Consider the following 19,794-nt stretch of genomic DNA (forward strand, 5'->3'; position numbering starts at 1 on the left):
TAAGCAGGCCGCCATCAGCGGCGACGGTAGAGAGCCCCCAACGATGTCGATCCAATCCAAAGGCCGCCGCGAGGCGAAGAAGAAGCTGGCCGAGCGCGAGCGCAACCAGGCCGAAGCCAATCCCGCACCGAAGGCGAAAGTGGAGCCGCATGCGGAACTGCGCGACCAGGACCGCACCTTGCTGGCCGGTATCGTGCGCCGTGACGGAGAGTGGGTGCTGGGCATGAACGGCAAGATCGCCGGTGAAACCACCAGCGCCGCCCGCGTCCTGGCGCTGATCATGCGCGCCGCCGAACTGCACGAGCGCAACAACACCCCCGTGCGCCTGATGTACTCGGACGCCCTCAAGGACGCCGCCCACGCCGAAGTGGCAGAGCAGGGCATCGACTTCGATGCCTACAAGCGCAACCTGGCCGAAGAGCTGAGCGTCGGCACCAAGAGCGCGGCTGTCACGCATTGAATCCAGTGCGTGGGTCGTGAATGAACAAGGGCGCCGAGAGGCGCCCTTGTTGTTTGTAATGCCGAGGATTCCGCGACCGGCCAGGAGTGCTACTGCCCACTACACCAATGCGCGATGGCCGCTTCGTTCTGCCGTTCGTGAGCGAGCGTGCAGTTCTCTTTGATGGTTTCCGCATCTGTACCCGGAGGTGCCACAGTCGAGGCATGTGACTCAACACGAGCAATCCGCACAACATCATTGGAATGATTGCTGCAGATTTCACCATCACGCTGCAGAGCCCTCGTAGTTCCATAGTGGGCGGAACGCCGCGCGATGCAGCCATGCCAGTACGGCGAGATAGCAGAAGTGGAACGTTCCCCAAGGCCATTGCTGATTGAGGAACAGGTGGAAGATGAAGATGCCGGTGACCAGCGGAGCCAGAACGGCGATACCCAGCGGCGCGGTACGGCGGAACAGCAACAGAACACCGCCGGCCAAACAGGCACTTGCGATCAGTGGATCCACAATGCCGCTGTCGCTCAACGCAGTCGTGAGTACCTTGGCCGCAGGCGCTTCCTTGTGATCCGGCCAGGACGTACCGAAGAGTTTGTAGGAGAACCAACTGGCGCCGACATAGGCATAGAACAGGCCGAACAACCAACGTGCGACAGCGACGATCTTGTTCATGCGATCTACCCCGGATGTTCTGGATAACGCAGGGATCAAGCCGAACCGCGAAGCAAAGGCTTGAGCGTGTTGTTCGGTGAAAGTGCCGCAGACATCATTCCGCCAATCGCCACGTGCAACGCAAGCTGCCTCAAATAACCCCCGGAAGCGCTGAAGACGAGTTGCGAAACGTATCGCAGAATGCGCCTTCCCCAGCGCTGGTACAACTGCAGGAGATAGGGCCAAACGGTACTGCCGATCACCACGCTCAGCTGGGCGGAAACCAGGTAGATCAAAACATCCAATCCCAGCGCGTCCAGCACCGGCACAAAGACCGAAAGCTCAGGATTGGATGCGATGCAAAGAATCACCAGGGCCGTAAGCAGTGCGACCACTCTGTGCTGCCAAGGTCCACTTCTGAACTTCATCAAGGGCATGATTCGAGCCTGTCGAAAGAAAGAAGGGTACAGAAGTCAGTAGCCCTGGTCGCTGGCGACAAGCTGATCATCGACATAGATCATGTAGTTCTGCGTCCTGAGCCCACCCATGATCTGTGTGCGGGTTTTCTCCACGCGAACAATCCTTCCCTCGATTTCCCGCTCCCACGCATTCTTGGTCTGAAAGGAGAAGTGTGTAGACAGATTCAGCGGATGCTGGAGCCAGATGGACCGTGCGGCAGTAATGATCTTCATGCCACCGAAGAAGCTGTCGCGGGAGAGAGTTGCAGGTGTGGTGCCAATATGGAAATGAATCTTCATCGGGTCTCTTGAAGGCGGATCTGTAAGGCTGCGTTGGTGTGGAGCATTGTTGTTGAAAGTTCTGAACAACTGTCCCGTGCCGGAATTAAGCCGATCCGCGCAGCGGATTCGGCTTGATTGCTAGCCCTCATCTGCATCTGGCTGAAGCAGAAGCCGCTCTCAAGTTGCGCTGGTGGAATTCCGGTGGGCCTGCCAGCCAACGGGAAGATCAGCTAGCTCCACGACACTCTTGTCGTGTTGATACGCACAACCGTGGTCGTGACTGACCAGCAAAACCGGATACCCCTCGCGCAGGGAAAACACGGCTCAGGGTCGGGTTCTTCAATAACTCAACTCTGACCCCTGTTTTGTCAATTAAATTTCAACGACTTGTCCTTGGCGACTGCTAGCTCTGAGTGTCCGGCGCGGGTAGACTGACTAATGTCCTAGAGGGCAAAGACCGTGCTGGTCTCTTAAGTGGTGCCATTGACTCCGTAGAGGTGAGCGGAGCGCCAGGGGAGGGCGAATGAGGCGTAGTACCCAATTCGATGCGTGCGAGTATTTGCTGACCCATCTCTGTACTCGGGTCGAGGTGCGCGGGAAGCTAAACATCTTGAACTTGCACGTTCACTGCGAAGACTTCTACGCGGGGCTGCTGAATCGTCTCTTGGAACTGCAACTCGAGAACATGAACGCTCAAGCTCATAATGCTGAGGGTATCGATCTCATCGATTCTAACGCGAAGGTTATTTTTCAGGTTTCCGCCACCGCCACAAAGGGCAAAATCGAATCAACTCTTTCTAAGGATCTGTCGAGCTATGCTGGGCATGGATTTCGTTTCATGTCCATTTCTAAGGATGCGGCGAAACTCCGGACGCAAAAATACAATAACCCTCACAAGCTTACATTCGATCCGGCGAACGACATTCACGACGTCGTTTCTCTTCTCGACATCATTCTCCACATGAACCTCTCTGGACAGCGAGAGATTTACGAGTATCTCCGAGACGAGTTAAGTGAACCTGATGCCTGTCGCTTCATGGAAGAGTCCAACCTGGCGGAGATCATCAACTCTATTTCGAGGCAGAACTTGGGCGCCGTCTCAACGGGTGCGACGACAAACGAGTTCAATGTGGAAGAGAAGATTGGCTTCAATAAGCTTCAAGCAGCTGCCGGAGTGATCGAAGACTACAAGATATGTCACCCCATTGTTGACAGCATATATACGGAGTTCGACAACAACGGGGTCAACAAGAGTAGGTCGGTACTTGATGCATTTCGAGGCACTTACCATAAGTTGAGTGTCAAGTACTCAGGTGACGATCTCTTCTATCGGATCGTCGATGAGGTGGTGGAATCGATACGTGGTGCTTCCAATTACTCCCCGATTCCGATTGACGAATTGCTTTTGTGCGTGAATATTCTTGCGGTGGACGCCTTCATGCGGTGCAAAATTTTTAAAAATCCGTCTGGAACGAACCATGTTGCTGCCTGATAACATCCATCCCGAAAGTACTGCGGTCTATAATGGTGCCCTAATAGTGAAGGCTCTACGAAAGATCGGGGGTGCATCCTTGATGGATTTGTACGTAGAGGCGAGGAACGAAAGCAAGATGACTATGCCTCTATTTGTACTTTCCCTCGATTGGCTCTACTTAGTTGACTGTGTAAAGCTCGATGAGCTAGGGAATGTATCGCTATGTTCTTGAGATCTTTGAAGATAGAAAATGCGAACGGAGTTATTCGCGAAATTCAGTTCCATGCTGGTCTTAATCTCATTGTCGACGAGACCCCTTCTGACGAAAATTCCAGTACCGGCAACAACGTCGGTAAGACCACTGTCCTCAAGCTGATCGACCTGTGTCTCGGCGGTGATCCGAAGAGGATTTTTACCGACCCCGAGGATAAGAAGTCGGAGTACGTCGAGGTAAAGAAATTTCTGATTGATACGAAGGTCCTGGTCACCTTAATCCTCTGTACGTCGTTAGAAGGAGTGACCCAAGGTGACATTCGAATCGAACGGAATTTTCTTTCGAGGAATAAAATTATTCGTCGAATCAATGGTGTCAACTACACCGAGGAAGAGTTTGAGACCTACATGCGGTCCACTTTGTTTCCCGAGTATAAGAGCAAGAAGCCAACATTCAGGCAGATCATATCGCACAACATTCGATACAAAGAGCCTGGCCTGAGTAATACGCTGCGAACTTTGGATGAGTACACGCGTCCAGAAGAGTATGAGGCGCTCTATTTGTTTTTACTAGGTTGCGACTTTGATCAAGGTGATGCGAAGCAAGTGCTGCTTACGCAGTTGCGCACCGAATCTTCATTCAAGAAGCGTCTTGAAGCCCGGCAAACTAAGTCTGCTTATCAGATTTCTCTTTCTTTTCTACTTGATGAGATTAAAGAGCTTCAGAGGGTGCGAGCTTCTTACAAGGAGGTGTCCGAGCTGGATTCGAAGATCGCGCGTCTCGGTGAGGTCAAGTATCAGCGGAGCGTGGTTGCTGGTGACTTGGCAAAAGTTAAGCTGCGGCATCAGCTCGTGCAGGAGGCGGTCCATCAAGTTCGGTCTCAGAAGAGCCACGTAGATACCAAAGAGCTGTGGTCGCTCTACAGTCAGGTCGCTGCAAATGTCACCAAATTGACCAAATCATTTGAGGATCTGGTTGCATTTCACAACCGAATGGTTGAAGAGAAAGTTCGCTATATCGCGAAGGATCTTCCCCAGTTGGAAATCGAAATTGAACGTAAAGAGTTCGAGCTTGCCGCACTGGCAAGGCAAGAGGGTTCTTTAGTTGATGAGGTGTCAAAGGATGCGGCTTATAACGACATGGAGTCAATTATAGCTGACCTGAATGAAAAGCATGGCCGTCGTGGCGAGTATGAAACAATCATTGGGCAGATCACCGCAGTGGATGAATCAATCGGAGAAATTAAGAAGGGGCTTGCAGAGCTGGATAGATCCCTCTTTTCGGATGAGGCCAAGGTTGTAATTGATTCACAGTTGATAAAGCTGAATCGCCACTTTACGGCGGTGTCGGAAGAACTTTACGGCGAGAAGTACGCCCTCAAATGCGAACGCATTATTTCCAAGAAGACAGATCAGCAGGTTTACGAGTTTAGCTGCTTTGCAACGAACTTTAGCACTGGTAAAAAGCAGGGGGAAATTGCCTGCTTCGACATTGCCTATACTCTGTTCGCGGACGAGCAAGAAATCCCCTGCTACCACTTCCTGCTGAACGACAAGAAGGAACTGGTCCACCACAACCAACTTGAGCGAATCGGGCAGCTAGTTAACCGTAAGGGGGATCAACTCCAGTTCGTTGCTTCAATTTTGCGTGACAAGCTTCCGCTTTCACTTAACAAGGAAAGCTACATCGTTGTGAAATTGTCGCAAGTCGACAAACTGTTCCGCATTGAGAGCGCAGGTCGAGCGCCTGTAGAGAATGAGGGGTACGGCATCTTCTAGCCTATTACAGGCTGAATTATTGGTTCGGCCTGATCCTGTCTGGCTCAAATTTAATCTAATTCCAGTGTGTGTCGCCTGCCCGGAAACAGGAAGGGCGCCGTGATGGCGCCCTTCAGGTGTTGCGGTATTGCCCTGCGTCTTATCCCGCCTTGGCCTGCGTAGCCGGAGCAGTCGGGGCCGTTGGTGCAGCGGCCGGAGCTGCCGCCTGCCAACCACACATCTGCCCTTCGTTCTGCTGCTTCAGCCATTCCTGCAGTGGAGCGAAGTATTCCAGCATCGGGGCAGCGTCGAGTTTCTCTTCGCCGGTCAGTTCTTTCAGCGTGGCTTGCCACGGCTGGCTGGAACCCTTGCTCAGCATTGCCCAGAACTTCTGGCCGGCTTCCTTGTTGCCGTAGAAACTGCACTCGTTGAGCGGGCCGGTATAACCGGACGCGTCGCACAGGCCCTTGTAGAACTGGTACTGCAGAATGCGCGCCAGGAAGTAACGCAGGTACGGGGTGTTGCCCGGTACGTGGTACTTGGCGCCGGCGTCGAAGAACTCCTCGCCGCGTGCGCCGGCCGGGGCCACGCCCTGGTACTGCGCCTTCAGTTCCCACCACTTCTGGTTGTACTGGTCCGGCTTGATCGAGCCGTCGAACACGCCCCAGCGCCAGCGGTCGATCATCAGGCCGAACGGCAGGAACGACACGCCCGACATGGCCATGCGCATCTGCGCGTTGATGGTGGCTTCGCGGCTTTCCTGCTGCGCGCCGACCAGGCCGATCGAGTTCAGATACTTCGGCGTCATCGCCAGCACGATGGTGTCGCCGATGGCTTCGTGGAAGCCGTCATTGGCACCGCCCTGGAACAACGGCGGCAGCGGGTTGTAGGCCAGGTCGTAATAGATGTGGCCCAGCTCGTGGTAGATGGTGGTGAAGTTCTCTTCGTTGGGCGTGATGCACATCTTGGTGCGCACGTCGGCGCCGATGTCCTTGCCGTCGCCACCCATGTTCATGTCCCAGGCGCTGGCATGGCAGACCACGTTGCGGTCCAGCGGCTTGATGAACTGCGTGTTCTGCCAGTAGCTCTCCGGCAGCTTGGGCATGCCCAGCGACACGTAGAAGTCCTGCGCGCGTTCGGTCATCTGCTTGGCGGTGGCCAACTCGGCCTCACGCTGCGCCTTGAAGCGTGCGGACACGTCGGCGTTGCCGTCGAGCTTGCGCAGCGACGCGCTGAGGTTGGTCTGGTACTGCTTTTCCAGCGCGGCGGTGATGTCCAGGCTGCCCGCGTTCGGGTACGGCGCGGTCATGTCCCACAGGTTGCTCCAGTCCTGCTGCCACATGTTGCCGGTGAGGTGCGCGGCGATCATGCCGCCGGCCACTTCGGCCTTGTCCTTGCCGTATTCCTTGTCGAGCTTGGCGCGGGTGTAGCAATGCAGCTGTTCGTACAGCGGCTTGACCTGGTCCCACAGGCGGTCGGTTTCCGGGCCAACCTGATCGGCCGGCATGTCGTAGCCGCTGCGCCACATCTGGCCGGCGTCGCTGTAGCCCAGCTCGCGGGCGCCTTCGTTCACCAGCTCAACAAAACGCTGGTAGTTGGCGCGCGACGGCACGGCGGTGGAATGCCAACCCTGCCAGGCATCGAGTTGTTTGTCGTAGTCGCGCGAACGCGCCAGCACTTGTTCCAGGTCGCCCAGCTGGCGGCAGTTCTGCTTGTCGCCTTCGCCCACGCAATAGGTGCCGGCGCCGTAGTCGCCTTCCAGCTTGGTGGCGATGCCGGCCAGTTCGGCCAGCTTCTGCGGGTCGCGCGGTGCGGGCATGGAGGTCATCAGCTTGAGCAGGCTGATGGCGCGCGCGGTGTCGGCGCTCATCGGCTGGCCGTCGTACGTGTTGGCCTGCTCGATCCAGCCATTGAGCACGGTCAGCCAGCGCTCGTTGGCCTTGGCGGCCACGCGTGCGGAATCGTCATTGATGTAGGTGGACGACAACCACTGCGCCGAGGTCATTTCCGGGTACATGGCCTTGTATTCGGCATTGACGCGGGCGACGAACTGGTCGGCGCTTTCGGCCGGCGCGGCAGCGGTGGTGGCCGGCGTGGCGGCGTCCGGTGCGGCGTCCTTTTTACAGGCAGCCAGCGAAAGTACGGCCACGCCTATGGCGGCGGCCAGCAACAGATGACGATTCTTCACGTATATCCCCGGTAATGGTTACAAGTACCGGCGAAGGCTAGTGGGGCGGCGGCGGGGCCGCAAGTGGACGAAGGCAGGGCGGGCGCCTGCCGAGCCGTAATTGAGATGATTCCGAGGCTCAGGTTCCCGGGGCGCGGAATGGATGTTTGTAGGAGCAGCCTCGGCCGCGAAACAACGGATGTCGCCGTAATCGTGCGCTCCACCTGTTCGGGCGGAGCGCTATAGGCGCCGCGCGGGGATTACGTCTTGCTCACCGGCTCACAACCGGCGAACACATCGCGACTACGGTCGTACAGCGAGGTGCTTACCTGCATCAACCCGAGTACCGAAGGGAACAGGTTGTCGTGGTCGGCGCGTTGGCTGGCGCGTTGGCGCAGGCATTGCAGATTCAATCCGCGGTCGCTGGCGAAGCTCGGCGAGAACCACATCAGCATCGGCACGCGGGTTTGCTCTTCCGGCGCGATGGCGTACGGCATGCCGTGCAGATACAAGCCCTTCTCGCCCAGCGATTCGCCGTGATCGGAGAGGTAGATCATCGCCGTGTCGTAGTCGTCCATGCCGCGCAATGCAGCGATGGTGCGGCTGAGGAAATGGTCGGTATAACGAATGGCGTTGTCGTAGCTGTTGACGATTTCATCGCGGTTGCATTTGCCCAGGTCCGCCGTCTCGCAGGTGGGGGTGAACTGGCGGAACTGCGCCGGGTAGCGTTGGAAGTAGCTGGGACCATGGTTGCCCAACTGATGCAGCACCACCACGCGGTCGCCGGGCTTGGCACGCACCTGCGTGGCCAGATCGTTGAGCAGGATTTCATCCATGCAGCGGCCATCGGCGCACAGGCCGGGCAGGGTGTCGTCGTCCAGACGCTCAATCTGCAGCTGATCGCACACGCCTTTGCAGCCGGATTGGTTGTCGCGCCACAGCGTGCTGATGCCTGCGTGTTCCAGAACATGCAACAGCGATTGATGGCCGCGGATTCTCTTCTCGTCGTAATCGTGGCGACCATACGGCGAGAACATGCACGGCAGCGAGACTTCGGTGCTGGTGCCGCACGAATGCATGTCGGGGAAATTGATGGCGCCCGTCTGCGACAACTCCGGCGTGGTCTGGCGCGCATAGCCGTTCAAGCCCCAGTTCTGCGCGCGCACGGTTTCGCCCACCACCAGTACCAACAGGCGCGGTTTGCTGGTGGCTGCACGCGGCAGGGCTTTGGCGTCGGTGCCGATCGGCAACTTGGGCTGCTTGCGGATCGGGCTTGCGCTGCTCATGTTCTGCTTCAGCGCGATCAGGTAGTTGACCGGCGTTGCCAGGTAGCGCACTTCACGGTGGTTGCGCATCAGTGCCGAGATGTCCTGGAACGAGACCATCGTGCCGGCGCCGCCCACCATCACCACGCCCAACAGGAAGACGATGCGCCACAGTAATGCGCGTCCCACGCTGCGCTTGCGGATGCGCACGCGCCACAACAACAGCGTCGGCAGCACCGCATAGCCCAGCAGCGGCAACAGCAGTGCGGGGGTCATCAACTCGCGGGATTCCTTGCGGTCGGTGGCCAACACGTTGCGCAGCATGTCCGCGTCCAGATAGACGTTGTAGCTGTTCATGTAATGCACGGCGAAGGCGGTGGTGATGAACAGCACGGTCAACAGCACCTTGGCATTCCAGCGCCACAGCAACAGGCCGAACAGCAGCGCATGCACGCTCATCAGCAAGGCAAACAACGAAGTGGCAAACAGCACGCTGCCGGGATGTGTGGCCATCGCGCTGCGCCAGAACAAGCTGTTGCACACCAAGGCGAAGAACGCGCTGGCCAACAGGATCAGCATTTCGCTGCTGATCTCCGGCCGCCAGCTGCGCAGCGCGCTCCACGACATTTCCTGCAGACGGACGCGGGGGGCGACGACGCTCATGCAACTTCTCCATTGTTGAGCAGGCGGGTACGTGCCTGCGCCGCCGGAGCGGTGACCGGGCCGAACATCCACAGCGACAACAACGCGGCGACCGCCCAGCTGATTGCCAGCGACCACAGGTCATGCGAAAGAAAATGCGCGCCGCGCAATTGCTGCGCGAAGCCGAACGCCGCGCCGGTTGCGAGTGCGGCGGCCAGGGCGGGCCAACGCCACTGCGGACGTATCTGCAGCATGAAGAAGTACAGCGCCACCCAGGCATAACCCGCGCTGGCGTGACCGGCCGGGAAGCAGGCCGCGTGGCCCATCGATATCGGTCGTGTTTGCAGTAAGCCAATGAACGGACGCAGCCCACCGTAGCGCTCCAGATCCCACGGGCAATCCATGTGCGTCCAGCTCTTCAGCAACGACACCACACCGGTCGAAAGCGCGACCGACAGCAGCAGGTAGAGCAGCGGCTTGCGCAGCGGGCGCCAGCGGGCGTCGAAGCGGGTGCGGATCAGCCCCAGGATCACCAGCAATGCAGCGAAGGTGCTGAGGTTTCTGCCGCCCTTGTGCAGCAGGTGGCTGGTCCACCAGGCATCGCGCAGCAGCCACTGGCTGCCTTGCCAGCGGTAGAGCTGGTCGGCAAGCCACTGGTCGCCACCGCCGGCCATCAGCACCACGCTGGCGATCACCAGGACGACGGCGGGGATCAACAACGTCCGGTTGATGAAATCCAGCCGGGCGCTCGATAGGGCAGCGGTAAAAGGGCGTGCAGACGTGGGCTGGGACATGGAGCAGGCGTGCCATCAAGGTTGATGGCGGCATGCTGTTCCCGGCGCTGTCGGAGCGCGGTCGGAAGCCTGTCGGATTTATGTTGGAACGCGTAAGGACGTGTGGTGCGGTTCAACGTGCGGTGCGAACCGGGCTGCCCGGCGGGCTCCGGGCAGGCAGCAACAGCCGGCCCGGCTTAGTCGTTGTTGTCCTCAACGGCTGCATCGCCATTGGGTACAGCGCCGTGGGTACGCGCGATGCAGTCAGCATCCAATGCGGTGCCTGGTAGCAGCTGCCAGTGGTTGCGGTTGGCGCTGCCGATGTCGATGACCTGTGCGGGATCGGCACAGGGCGACATTGCCGCGTCCAGCACAAACAACCAGCGTTGGTTCGGCGCCTCGGCAATCCAGCGCGCAGCGTCTTGCCATTGCTCGGCGACCGGTCGTTTGAAGCCGAAGTCGGTGGCTTGTGGATCGGTCTGCAGCAGGTTCTGTTCACGCCACGCCACCATGCCCAACTCAGCGTCCGCGCCGATGCGCTCGCGCACCTTGTCCATCACCAATGATGCCGAGCTGTAAGGATCCAGCGCTGGCATCGCGCCCAATCCGTACATTGACCACAGCAGCACGGTGGTCAGCACCACCGCCAAACCGACGCGTCGCAGCCGCAGCACGGCGGCCAACAGCAACGTCGCCGCAGCAAAGCCGATCAGCCACCAACCTACGCGCGGCAGCACCCACAGATCGATGGCGCGTTTGACGGCGTTGCGTTGCGCCCAACCATCGCCATGCACCGCGCCGTAACCGACGGCCAGTGTTGCCAGTGCCAATACCAGCACATACAACAACAGCACCCAGCGCACGCCGGTACGTCGCAGCAGGCCGGGCAGCAGTGGTGCGGCAGCAACCGCCAGCGCGGGCAGCATCGGCAGGATGTAGACCTCACGCTTGCCTGGGCTGGCGCTGAAGAACAGCAGCACCAGCAGTGCCCATCCCAACAGCAGGAGATAACGCGGATCCGCACGGCGGCAGCGGCGCCACCATGCCGGCGCCAGCCAGGGCAGCAGCAAGCTGCCGGGCAGCCACAGGGTGATCATCACCTGCAGGTAGTACCAGACCGGCTGCGTGTGATGCCAGGCGTTGGTGTAGCGGGTGCCGGTCTGCTTGAACAGCAGCTCATGTGCGTAAGCCTGCAGACCGGGGTCCGGGTTCCTCAGCAGGGCGATGGCCAGCGGCCCCAGCCACACCGCCAAGCCGGCAATGAAGGCCGGCAGCAACAGCCACCACGCCCAGCTGCGGCCCGGGCCGGGCGCCTGCGGATGGCGCCAGCGCCAGGCCAGCCACGGCAACAGCATCAACAACGACAGGAAGCCAACGCCCTTCGTCACTGTGCCCACGCCAGCGGCAAACGCAGCCAGTGCGAGCGCCGCCCAGTTCGGGCCCAGCAATAGATGGCGGACCAAGCCCCACAAGGCCAGCGTGGTCATGCCCAGCAGCACCATGTCGATCTGCGCCCGCTTGGCCATCAGCCCGAACTGGATGCAGACGAACAATCCCAGCACCGCGTAGCGCGCCACCTGCCGGTTCCATAGCCGGCGCGACATATCCCAGGTCAGCCACAGCGTCAGCAGTGCCGCCAGCAGCGAGGGCACCAGAAAGGACAGGTTCCAGCTGCCCAACAGTTTGTAGCTGGCGGCCTGCATCCACATGAAGGTCGGCGGCTTTTCGGCATACAGCTCACTGCCGCGATGGGGCAGCAACCATTGACCGGTTTCGACCATGTGCTTGGCGGCCAGCACGAAGCGGGGTTCGTCCGGCGGCTGTGGTGAGCGCATGCCGAGCCCGGCCAGCAGGCTGGCAACGACCAGCGCAATGACGATGGCAAACCACAATGAGGTCGAGTTGGGGCGGGAATTGGACGGGCGCACGGAGGGCTCGTGGGATTGGACGGCACGATTCTGACGGTGCGGACGTTGGAAGCGCGTCAGAATCCCCGCCGGTCGCTTCGACGCTATTCCGACGCCCCCGGCGCTAGGATGTGCAGGTTCGCCCCGGCTTGCGGGGCCTTGAAGGTCTTGCCTGCATGCGGCTGCTGGTCATTGAAGACAATCGCAATCTGATCGCCAACCTGTTCGAGTACTTCGAGGCGCGCGGTCATGTGCTGGACGTCGCCCCGGATGGCGTCACCGGCCTGCACCTTGCGGGCACCCAGAGTTACGACGCGATCCTGCTCGACTGGATGCTGCCGCGCATGGAAGGCCCGGAAGTGCTGCGCCGCCTACGTGAAGAACATCGCTCGGAAGTGCCGGTGATCATGCTGACCGCGCGCGACGAACTGCCTGACAAAATTGCAGGCTTCCGTGCCGGTGCCGACGATTACCTGACCAAGCCGTTCGACCTGCCGGAACTGGAAGTGCGCCTTGAAGCAGTGATGACCCGCATCAAGGGCCGCAACCCGCGCAAGGTGCTGGAAGTACACGACCTCACGCTGGACATGGGCACGCTGGAAGCGCAGCGCGGCGGACAGGTGCTGCATCTCTATCCGGCGTGTCGCAAGTTGCTGGAACTGCTGATGCGTGCCAGCCCGGCCGCCGTCACGCGAGATCAGTTGGAGTTCGCGCTGTGGGGCGATGAGCCACCGGACGGCGACATGCTCCGCTCGCACATCTACGAACTGCGCCGCGCCGTTGATGGCCCGTTCGAGCAGAAACTGCTGCACACCTTGCCGCGCGTCGGCTACCGGTTGTCGGCACCGAGCCGGATGGAAAAGGCGCTATGAAGCGGCCCACGCTGCGACGCAAGTTGCTGGGTTGGCTGGGCGCGTATCTGGCGCTGATCACGCTGGCGGTATTTGGCGCGGCCAACTATGTGCATGAGCACGCCGAGCACGCGGTGTGGCGTTCGCTGTTGAACACCGAGCTGGACAGCATCCTCGCGCACATGCGTGTTGATCCGGATTACCACTGGCAGGATTCGGACACGTTGTTTTTCTTCGACGGCAGTCCGTCGCGGCCATTGCCGCAAACGCTGCTTGAACTGAGGCCGGGCCTACATGACGGCGCGCTGCTGGAAGGCCGCAAAAGTGCGGCGATGGTGCGCGAAACCTCCGACTTCGGTCGCGTGGTGCTGGTGCTCGATATCACCGACTTTGCCGAGCTGGAACACTTCGCCACCCGCTGGGCCATGCTGGCTGGCGTCGCCTTGGTATTGGTGACCTTGGTGATGGCGTGGGTCGGCATGAATCGTCTGGTGCGGCCGCTATCAACGCTGGCGCAGGACATCGGCGCATTGCGGCCAGAGTTGCGCGGGCAGAAAGTGACCGTGAGTTCGGGCGGCAGTGCCGAGCTGGAAGTCATTGCCGGCGCCTTGAACGATTATCTGCGCCGCAACGAACACTTCGTCGAACGCGAACGGATGTTCATCAGCACCGCCAGCCATGAATTACGCACGCCGATAGCAGTCATCGGCGGCGCGGCGGAACTGGCGCTGGAACAACCGGATCTGCCGGTAAAAGCGCGGCAGCCGCTGCAGCGTATTCGCAGCACCACAGTCGGTGTCGAGCAGCTGATCCAATTGCTGCTGGTGCTGGCGCGCGACCCGGCCAAACTGGCTGCAATGAGCGAGTTGGTGGCATTGGATCAACTGCTACCGGAGATCGTCGAGGACCACCGTTATCTGGCCAACGGTAAGGAACTGGAACTGGCCCTGCAGCAACTCGACGAATGCCGCGTGCTGGCGCCGCTGGGCGTGGTGCAGGCGGCCATCGGCAACCTGCTGCGCAACGCCATCGAGAACAGCGATCGTGGCGTGATCCGTCTGGCGGTATCGGCGCGCGCGGTAGTCATCATCGAAGATCCCGGACACGGTATGAGCCCGGAAGAAGTGGCGCAGGTGTACGCACGCATGGCCAAGGGCGAGCGCAACATGCGCTCCGGAATCGGTTTGGATTTGATCGCCCGGTTGTGCGATCACCTGGGCTGGAAGCTCGACATCCAGTCGCAGCCCGAACGCGGCACCCGCGTCACCCTGGACATGAGCAGCTCGTTACCCTCGACTTCGGTGTAAGAGCGGCCTCGGCCGCGAAACCAAAAATGCATAACGCGTCGCCGCGTTGAACCTTCCCTTGCTTGAGCAAGGTTGTTCCAGCAATCGATCAGATCGTCAGAGTCCCGCTTTCACCCCCTCCCTTTCGCACAGCGAAGGGGAGGGCGGGGTAGCTTTTGCTTTTGCCAAAAAAGCCCTGAGCACTCAACCCGCCAACAACTCCCGCTCAATCAACCAACACCGCGCATCCTCCGCGTCCTGCTCAAACCACGCCTGCGTCGAGCCAAGTCGATACGTGTAACCCCACGCATCCATGTCGGCCATCAGACGCGCGCTGCCAACGCCGGGCAGCTGTCCGGCCAGCACAATCTGCAGATAACAGGTCGCATCTTCTTCAGGCACCGAATCGGTCGCATCGGTATGCACCTGCGCGCGCCGCTCGGGCGGCAGCACGATCAGGTGGCAGGACTCATGCAGCATCGAATGGACCGGCGTGTCGTCACGCACGTACACATCGCAGGCGATGATGCCGGCCTCGGGTTCGCCCCAGTAACTGCCGGGGATTTTCTCGCCAGCGGCCACATGATTGAGGCGCAGGCCGTAGCGGCCGAGCAGGGCGGCAGCGTCGTCCCAGTGGATATCACCCACACACAGGATGTCGGCGGCGGAGTCGGGTTGGGTCAGGTCGGGCATGGATTTCAAAACCAACAGGGCCGCTGGATTCAGCGGCCCTGGAAGGATGTTGCGGGTATCAGGCCTGGGGGCCTTCAGGCAGGGCCACGGAAATATCAAGCACATCGTGCTCGCCATCCTTGACCAGATCCACCCTGACCGCATCGGCGTCGATGTTGACGTATTTCTTGATCACTTCCAGCAACTCGCGCTGCAGCAGCGGCAGGTAATCCGGGCCGCCGCGATGGCTGCGTTCCTGCGCGATGATGATCTGCAGGCGGTTCTTGGCGGTTTCTGCGGTGGTCTTCTTGGCCTTGAGGAAATCAAAAAGTCCCATCTTCACCCTCCGAACAGCTTGCTGAAGAAGCCCTTTTTCTCAACCGTGATGAAGCGCATCGGGCGCTCTTCACCGAGAATGCGTGCGACGGCATCGTCGTAGGCCTGGCCGGCCGGCGATTCGCTGTCCAGGATCACCGGCTCGCCCTTGTTGGAGGCGTTGAGCACGTCACCAGATTCGGGCACCACGCCGATGGCCTTCAGCCCCAGCACTTCTTCCACGTCGGTGATGCTCAGCATTTCGCCGGTCTCAACACGCGACGGGCTGTAGCGGGTGAGCAGCAGGTAAGCCGGCACGCTCTTGCCGTTTTCGGCATTGGCGGTCTTGGAGTCGAGCAGACCGATGATGCGGTCCGAGTCGCGCACCGACGACACTTCCGGGTTCACTACGACAACGGCGCGGTCGGCGAAGTACATCGCCAGGAACGCGCCCTTCTCGATGCCGGCCGGGGAGTCGCAGATGATGAAGTCGAAGCCGTCAGCGGCCAGATCCTTGAGGACCTTCTCCACGCCTTCCTTGTTCAGTGCGTCCTTGTCGCGGGTCTGCGAAGCAGCCAGCACGAACAGGTTGTCAAAACGCTTGTCCTTGATCAGCGCCTGCTTCAGCGTGGCTTCGCCGTGGACGACGTTGACGAAGTCGTACACCACGCGCCGCTCGCAGCCCATGATCAGGTCAAGGTTGCGCAGGCCGACGTCGAAGTCGATGACGGCAACTTTTTTGCCGCGACGAGCAAGTCCGCAGGCGATGCTGGCGCTGGACGTGGTCTTGCCAACGCCACCTTTGCCGGAAGTGACTACGATGATTTCAGCCAAAGGATCTCTCCTGAATGTTGCTTGTGAGCTGCGTCAATCCAGCGCAGCGATCATGATCTGGTCCTGTTCCAGCCACACCTGCACGGCTTTGCCGCGCAGGTTGTCGGGAATATCGTCCAGTACCTTGTAACGTCCTGCAATGGCGACCAGTTCAGCGTGGAAGTCGCGGCAGAAAATCCGCGCGCCCTCATCGCCTTGTGCGCCTGCCAGTGCACGGCCCCGCAGCGTACCGTAGATGTGGATGCTGCCGTCGGCGATCACCTCGGCGCCGGCGCCCACTGTTGCAAGTACGGTCAGGTCGCAGTTCTCGGCGTACAGCTGCTGGCCGGAGCGTACCGTCGCGCGCTGCATGCGTCCGGGTTGCGGTGCGCTTGCGGCAGCCGCGGCCGGCGCGGCCTTGGTTTTGGGTTCGGCCGCACGCGGTGGCGGTGGAGCGGGAGCCGGTGCCGGCTCGCCCGCCGCACGTTCGTACTGGGCGCGGAACTTGGCCAGCAATGGCAGGCCAAGTTGTTCGGAAAGCCGTTCGGTTTCCTGTGTGCCGTAGGCCAGTGCAACCGGCAGTACGCCGGCCTGACGCAGGCCATTGAGCAGTTCCTGGGCGGTGGCCAGGTCCGGCAGCTGGCTCAGCCCGCCGAAGTCCAGAATCACCGCCGCACGCCCGAACAACTTCGGTGCGCGTGACACGCGCTCGTGCATTTCCTGGACCAGTCGCGCCACATCAAGGGTGCGGATACGCAGGTTGGCGATGCCCACCTGCCCAATTTTCAGCTCACCGGCTTGTTCGTAATCCAAATTCACTGCCATCTCAGGTTCCCGTCGGCCGTTGTTGCAGCGGCCGACGTGTGTTGCCTACCCAGGGAACGTCGGGCAGGTTGTCGCCGTAGGTTTCTTTCACCCATTCATAGCTGCACAGTTCCTTGAGCAGCATGCTGGCGCGTACATCCACCGACGGCATGGTGTTCTGGCCGACTTCGCGGAAGCCGAAGCTGCCATGGAACAGCAGCGCGGCGTCGGCGCCGTGGTCCAGGAATACCTCGCAGGCCATCTGCGGGTAACGCAGCTCGGCGTAACTCTGGGCATCGGCATAGAACGCACGGCCGACACCACCACCACGGCGGCGGCTGGCCACCACGATGCGGTCGATATAGAAGAAGCTGGGGTAGCGCTGCTGGAACCAGGCGAAGTTGCAGCTGTCGTGGGGGCTGTGGCTGCCATATCCCACCAGGAACCCGGCCATGTTGCCGTCACGTTCGGCGACCCGGAAATACTCAGCGGTCTCGTAGAAGCGCCGGACTTTGGCGGCGTCGAGCGGCAGGATGGCAAGACCCGCGTTGTTGTTCAGTGCCAGGACGGAATCGAGCTCATGCTCGCGCACGTCGCGGATGACAATCGACATTGTGACTCCGTGGGGTAAAGCGGTGGACCCTGAGGCTTTGCCGGCGATTATCGCATGGGGTGGCGGGGCGGGCGAGCACCGGCCGTGCCGGTTGGATACATGACTTCCGTGGGAGGGCGCAAAGTGCCCGCTGTCCTTACCATGCGTGCATGTTGGTACATCTCAGTCACACCCGCGTTCTCCGTCTGGCCGGCCTGTTCACCTGGGCCCTGGTCAGCTTGCCGTTGGTCTACACGCAGTACGCGCCCGAAGAGGGGATGATCCAGCCCGGCGCCGGCGAGGCAACCTGGCTGTTTGCGGCGTATCTGGCGTTTGGTGGCTGCTACTTCTGGCTGACCCGCGGGCTCAGCGCCGCGGGTCATACCGGCTGGTATGACCGCCTGGCCCTGCTGGTGCTGACCATTTCGGCGCTGGCGGTGAGCTACATCTCCGGCACCGGCCTGGGCAGCATCTTGATGATGGTGGCGGCCGGGGTGATCCCGTGGCTGCTGAGCAAGCGGGTCGGCGTGATCTGGCTGGTGGTCAGCCAGCTGGCGGTGCTGCCGGTCTACAGCCTGATCATGGGTCTGCCGTTGTTTGAGGCGCTGTTGCAGTCGCTGCTGTACGGCGGCTTCTCGATGTTCGTGTTCGTGACTAGTTTGGTGGCGCGGCAGCAGACCCAGGCCCGTGAAGAGCAGCGCCGGCTCAACGCCGAGCTGCGCGCCACACGCCTGTTGCTGGCTGAAAGCGCCCGGGTCAACGAACGCACCCGCATTTCCCGCGAGCTGCATGACCTGCTGGGCCACCACTTGACGGCGCTGAGCCTGAATCTGGAAGTGGCCGGGCATATCACCGAAGGGCAGGCGCAGGAACACGTCCGCCAGGCGCATACGCTGGCCAAGCTGCTGCTGACCGACGTGCGAGAGGCGGTCAGTCAGCTGCGTGAAAGCGGCGCCATCGACCTGGCTGCTGCGCTGCGGCCGCTGACCGAGCGGGTGCCGTCGCTGGACATCCACTTGCAGGTGGACGCACCGCTCAGCGTCGACGACCCCGAGCGCGCCCACGTCCTGCTGCGTTGCACCCAGGAGATCATCACCAACGCGGTGCGCCATGCCGGCGCCCGCAATCTGTGGATCCGGGTCGAGAAGGAGGGCGGCAATATCGTCATTGATGCGCGTGATGACGGCATCGGCGGCGAGGTGGATGAAGTCCTGCCCGGCAATGGCCTGCGCGGCATGCGTGAGCGGCTGGCCGAGTACGGCGGTGGCTTTGATGTGTCGGCGCGTCGGGGCGAGGGTTTCCACCTTCGCGCCAGTCTGCCGGTGGTAACCAATATGATGTTGGCCTCGGGGCCCCAAGGAGTGAGTTGATGATCCGTGTCTGCCTGGTCGACGACCAAACGCTGGTAAGGCAGGGCATCCGCTCCTTGCTGGCGCTGGACGACAGCATTGAAGTGGTGGCCGAAGCCACCGACGGCCGCCATGCGGTGGAGGTGATTCCCGTCGTCAAGCCGGATGTCGTGCTGATGGACATGCGCATGCCGATGATGTCGGGCCTGGAAGCGCTGCAGACCCTGAGCCGCCTCGGCCAGCTGCCGCCTTCGATCATCCTGACCACCTTCGACGACGACCAATTGGTGCTGGCCGGGCTCAAGGCCGGCGCCAAGGGCTATCTGCTCAAGGATGTGACGCTGGAGCAGTTGGTGGGGGCGATCCGGACGGTGGCCGGCGGCGGCTCGCTGGTGCAGCCGGCGGTGACCCAGCGCTTGTTGTCGGGGCTGGAACACATGCGCAACGAGTTTGTCAGCCTTGATCGGCCCGACCCGCTGACCGACCGTGAGACCGAAATCCTGCGGCTGATGGCCAGCGGCTTCTCCAACAAGGAGATTGCCAACTCGCTGGGCGTGGCTGAAGGCACCATCAAGAACCACGTTTCCAACATTCTGTCCAAGCTCGGCGTGCGCGACCGTACCCGGGCCGTGCTGAAGGCCTTCGAGCTGCAACTGGTCTGAGCGACACAATCGCTGGCCCGCCGCCAATGTGCGGCGGGCCAGCGATGCCTGTGAGCGGCGTTTTTTGGACGCTGCGAATGTGTGCCACCGGCCTTCAGCAGGGCTGGATTTTGCCGATGTTGGCTTTCACTGGCACATGGCAGCGGCTAGGCTGTAAAAAAACATGCATAAATGCTGGTGCTCGCCTGCGGACTGAGGCGAAAATGGACGGCAGGGGCCGTCCTACGGCCCGTGCTATCGCTTGAAGGCGCGTATCGTTGGTAATGGATGCGTTACCTTGCGCCAGAGCGATGGGATGCCGTGATCGGGCAAGGAAACCGGTACGCCATTTGTAATGAACAACGTGCGAAAAGCCTGCTAGGATGGGGGCTTCGCTTCAATCAACCCGGCCGTGGGATCGGCCACG

At 60.7% G+C, this 19,794-nt stretch carries 20 protein-coding genes; 8 read left to right on the top strand and 12 right to left on the bottom strand.

From position 1 onward, the window contains the following. Positions 1–43 precede the first annotated feature (43 nt). A complete protein-coding gene (locus tag ACREP4_RS08840; RefSeq protein WP_431595818.1) occupies positions 44–460 on the top strand; it encodes a hypothetical protein in 417 nt (138 codons plus the stop codon). A gap of 264 nt (positions 461–724) precedes the next feature. Here ACREP4_RS08840 and ACREP4_RS08845 read toward each other — a convergent pair whose 3' ends face one another. Genes ACREP4_RS08845 through ACREP4_RS08855 form a run of 3 tightly spaced genes read right to left on the bottom strand, consistent with a single transcriptional unit; the run spans position 725 to position 1,863 of the window. After that, the gene (locus tag ACREP4_RS08845) at positions 725–1,126 is read right to left on the bottom strand and encodes a hypothetical protein (RefSeq protein WP_431595819.1); all 402 of its coding nucleotides are present in this window, start codon (positions 1,124–1,126) and stop codon (positions 725–727) included. Positions 1,127–1,161: 35 nt separating this feature from the next. Then, positions 1,162–1,542, bottom strand: a complete 381-nt coding sequence (locus ACREP4_RS08850; protein ID WP_431595820.1) for a hypothetical protein — start codon at positions 1,540–1,542, stop codon at positions 1,162–1,164. 36 nt (positions 1,543–1,578) lie between these two features. Beyond that, positions 1,579–1,863, bottom strand: coding sequence for a hypothetical protein (locus ACREP4_RS08855; protein ID WP_431595821.1), 285 nt, complete (start codon positions 1,861–1,863; stop codon positions 1,579–1,581). A gap of 505 nt (positions 1,864–2,368) precedes the next feature. On the opposite strand from ACREP4_RS08855, the gene ACREP4_RS08860 reads away from it, so the two are divergent. The 3 genes from ACREP4_RS08860 to ACREP4_RS08870 are packed head-to-tail and all read left to right on the top strand — an operon-like array spanning position 2,369 to position 5,311. Next, positions 2,369–3,337: an ABC-three component system protein gene (locus ACREP4_RS08860; protein WP_431595822.1), complete on the top strand. Its 969-nt coding sequence runs from the start codon at positions 2,369–2,371 to the stop codon at positions 3,335–3,337. Continuing rightward, positions 3,324–3,551 carry an ABC-three component system middle component 6 gene (locus ACREP4_RS08865; RefSeq protein WP_431595823.1) on the top strand — a complete coding sequence of 76 codons (228 nt, stop codon included), beginning with the start codon at positions 3,324–3,326 and terminating at the stop codon, positions 3,549–3,551. The genes ACREP4_RS08860 and ACREP4_RS08865 overlap by 14 nt, the downstream gene beginning before the upstream one ends. Positions 3,552–3,556: 5 nt before the next feature. After that, the gene (locus ACREP4_RS08870; protein ID WP_431595824.1) at positions 3,557–5,311 is read left to right on the top strand and encodes a DUF2326 domain-containing protein; all 1,755 of its coding nucleotides are present in this window, start codon (positions 3,557–3,559) and stop codon (positions 5,309–5,311) included. A gap of 139 nt (positions 5,312–5,450) precedes the next feature. On the opposite strand, the gene ACREP4_RS08875 is transcribed toward ACREP4_RS08870, so the two are convergent. From ACREP4_RS08875 to ACREP4_RS08890, 4 genes are all read right to left on the bottom strand, one after another. Next, entirely contained in the window at positions 5,451–7,478 is a 2,028-nt protein-coding gene (locus ACREP4_RS08875) for a M2 family metallopeptidase (RefSeq protein WP_431595825.1), read from the bottom strand. Positions 7,479–7,717: 239 nt separating this feature from the next. Then, positions 7,718–9,385, bottom strand: coding sequence for a phosphoethanolamine transferase (locus ACREP4_RS08880; RefSeq protein ID WP_431595826.1), 1,668 nt, complete (start codon positions 9,383–9,385; stop codon positions 7,718–7,720). Beyond that, entirely contained in the window at positions 9,382–10,158 is a 777-nt protein-coding gene (locus ACREP4_RS08885; protein WP_431595827.1) for a phosphatase PAP2 family protein, read from the bottom strand. The genes ACREP4_RS08880 and ACREP4_RS08885 overlap by 4 nt, the downstream gene beginning before the upstream one ends. Before the next feature lie 176 nt (positions 10,159–10,334). Then, positions 10,335–11,972 carry an ArnT family glycosyltransferase gene (locus ACREP4_RS08890; protein ID WP_431596151.1) on the bottom strand — a complete coding sequence of 546 codons (1,638 nt, stop codon included), beginning with the start codon at positions 11,970–11,972 and terminating at the stop codon, positions 10,335–10,337. A gap of 248 nt (positions 11,973–12,220) precedes the next feature. On the opposite strand from ACREP4_RS08890, the gene ACREP4_RS08895 reads away from it, so the two are divergent. Together ACREP4_RS08895 and ACREP4_RS08900 are read left to right on the top strand one after the other, a co-directional pair. After that, entirely contained in the window at positions 12,221–12,916 is a 696-nt protein-coding gene (locus ACREP4_RS08895; RefSeq protein WP_431595828.1) for a response regulator transcription factor, read from the top strand. Next, positions 12,913–14,202, top strand: coding sequence for a sensor histidine kinase (locus ACREP4_RS08900; protein WP_431595829.1), 1,290 nt, complete (start codon positions 12,913–12,915; stop codon positions 14,200–14,202). The genes ACREP4_RS08895 and ACREP4_RS08900 overlap by 4 nt, the downstream gene beginning before the upstream one ends. A 183-nt stretch (positions 14,203–14,385) precedes the next feature. On the opposite strand, the gene ACREP4_RS08905 is transcribed toward ACREP4_RS08900, so the two are convergent. Genes ACREP4_RS08905 through ACREP4_RS08925 form a run of 5 tightly spaced genes read right to left on the bottom strand, consistent with a single transcriptional unit; the run spans position 14,386 to position 17,398 of the window. Further along, positions 14,386–14,874 (bottom strand): hypothetical protein, encoded by a 489-nt coding sequence (locus ACREP4_RS08905; protein ID WP_431595830.1) that lies wholly within the window; start codon positions 14,872–14,874, stop codon positions 14,386–14,388. A gap of 58 nt (positions 14,875–14,932) precedes the next feature. Then, the gene (gene minE, locus ACREP4_RS08910) at positions 14,933–15,190 is read right to left on the bottom strand and encodes a cell division topological specificity factor MinE (RefSeq protein WP_431595831.1); all 258 of its coding nucleotides are present in this window, start codon (positions 15,188–15,190) and stop codon (positions 14,933–14,935) included. 2 nt (positions 15,191–15,192) lie between these two features. Further along, complete coding sequence (gene minD, locus ACREP4_RS08915) at positions 15,193–16,002, bottom strand: septum site-determining protein MinD (RefSeq protein ID WP_431595832.1); 810 nt, start codon at positions 16,000–16,002, stop codon at positions 15,193–15,195. A 33-nt stretch (positions 16,003–16,035) separates the two neighbouring features. After that, positions 16,036–16,806, bottom strand: coding sequence for a septum site-determining protein MinC (gene minC / locus ACREP4_RS08920; protein WP_431595833.1), 771 nt, complete (start codon positions 16,804–16,806; stop codon positions 16,036–16,038). A gap of 1 nt (position 16,807) precedes the next feature. Beyond that, entirely contained in the window at positions 16,808–17,398 is a 591-nt protein-coding gene (locus ACREP4_RS08925) for a GNAT family N-acetyltransferase (RefSeq protein ID WP_057634581.1), read from the bottom strand. Positions 17,399–17,547: 149 nt separating this feature from the next. Between ACREP4_RS08925 and ACREP4_RS08930 the strand changes: the two genes are divergently transcribed. Together ACREP4_RS08930 and ACREP4_RS08935 are read left to right on the top strand one after the other, a co-directional pair. Then, the gene (locus tag ACREP4_RS08930; protein WP_431595834.1) at positions 17,548–18,747 is read left to right on the top strand and encodes a sensor histidine kinase; all 1,200 of its coding nucleotides are present in this window, start codon (positions 17,548–17,550) and stop codon (positions 18,745–18,747) included. Beyond that, positions 18,747–19,388 carry a response regulator gene (locus ACREP4_RS08935; protein ID WP_057634576.1) on the top strand — a complete coding sequence of 214 codons (642 nt, stop codon included), beginning with the start codon at positions 18,747–18,749 and terminating at the stop codon, positions 19,386–19,388. The genes ACREP4_RS08930 and ACREP4_RS08935 overlap by 1 nt, the downstream gene beginning before the upstream one ends. Positions 19,389–19,794 lie beyond the last annotated feature (406 nt).

Origin of the sequence: Stenotrophomonas sp., from assembly GCF_050737575.1 — a bacterium.
GTDB lineage: Bacteria > Pseudomonadota > Gammaproteobacteria > Xanthomonadales > Xanthomonadaceae > Stenotrophomonas.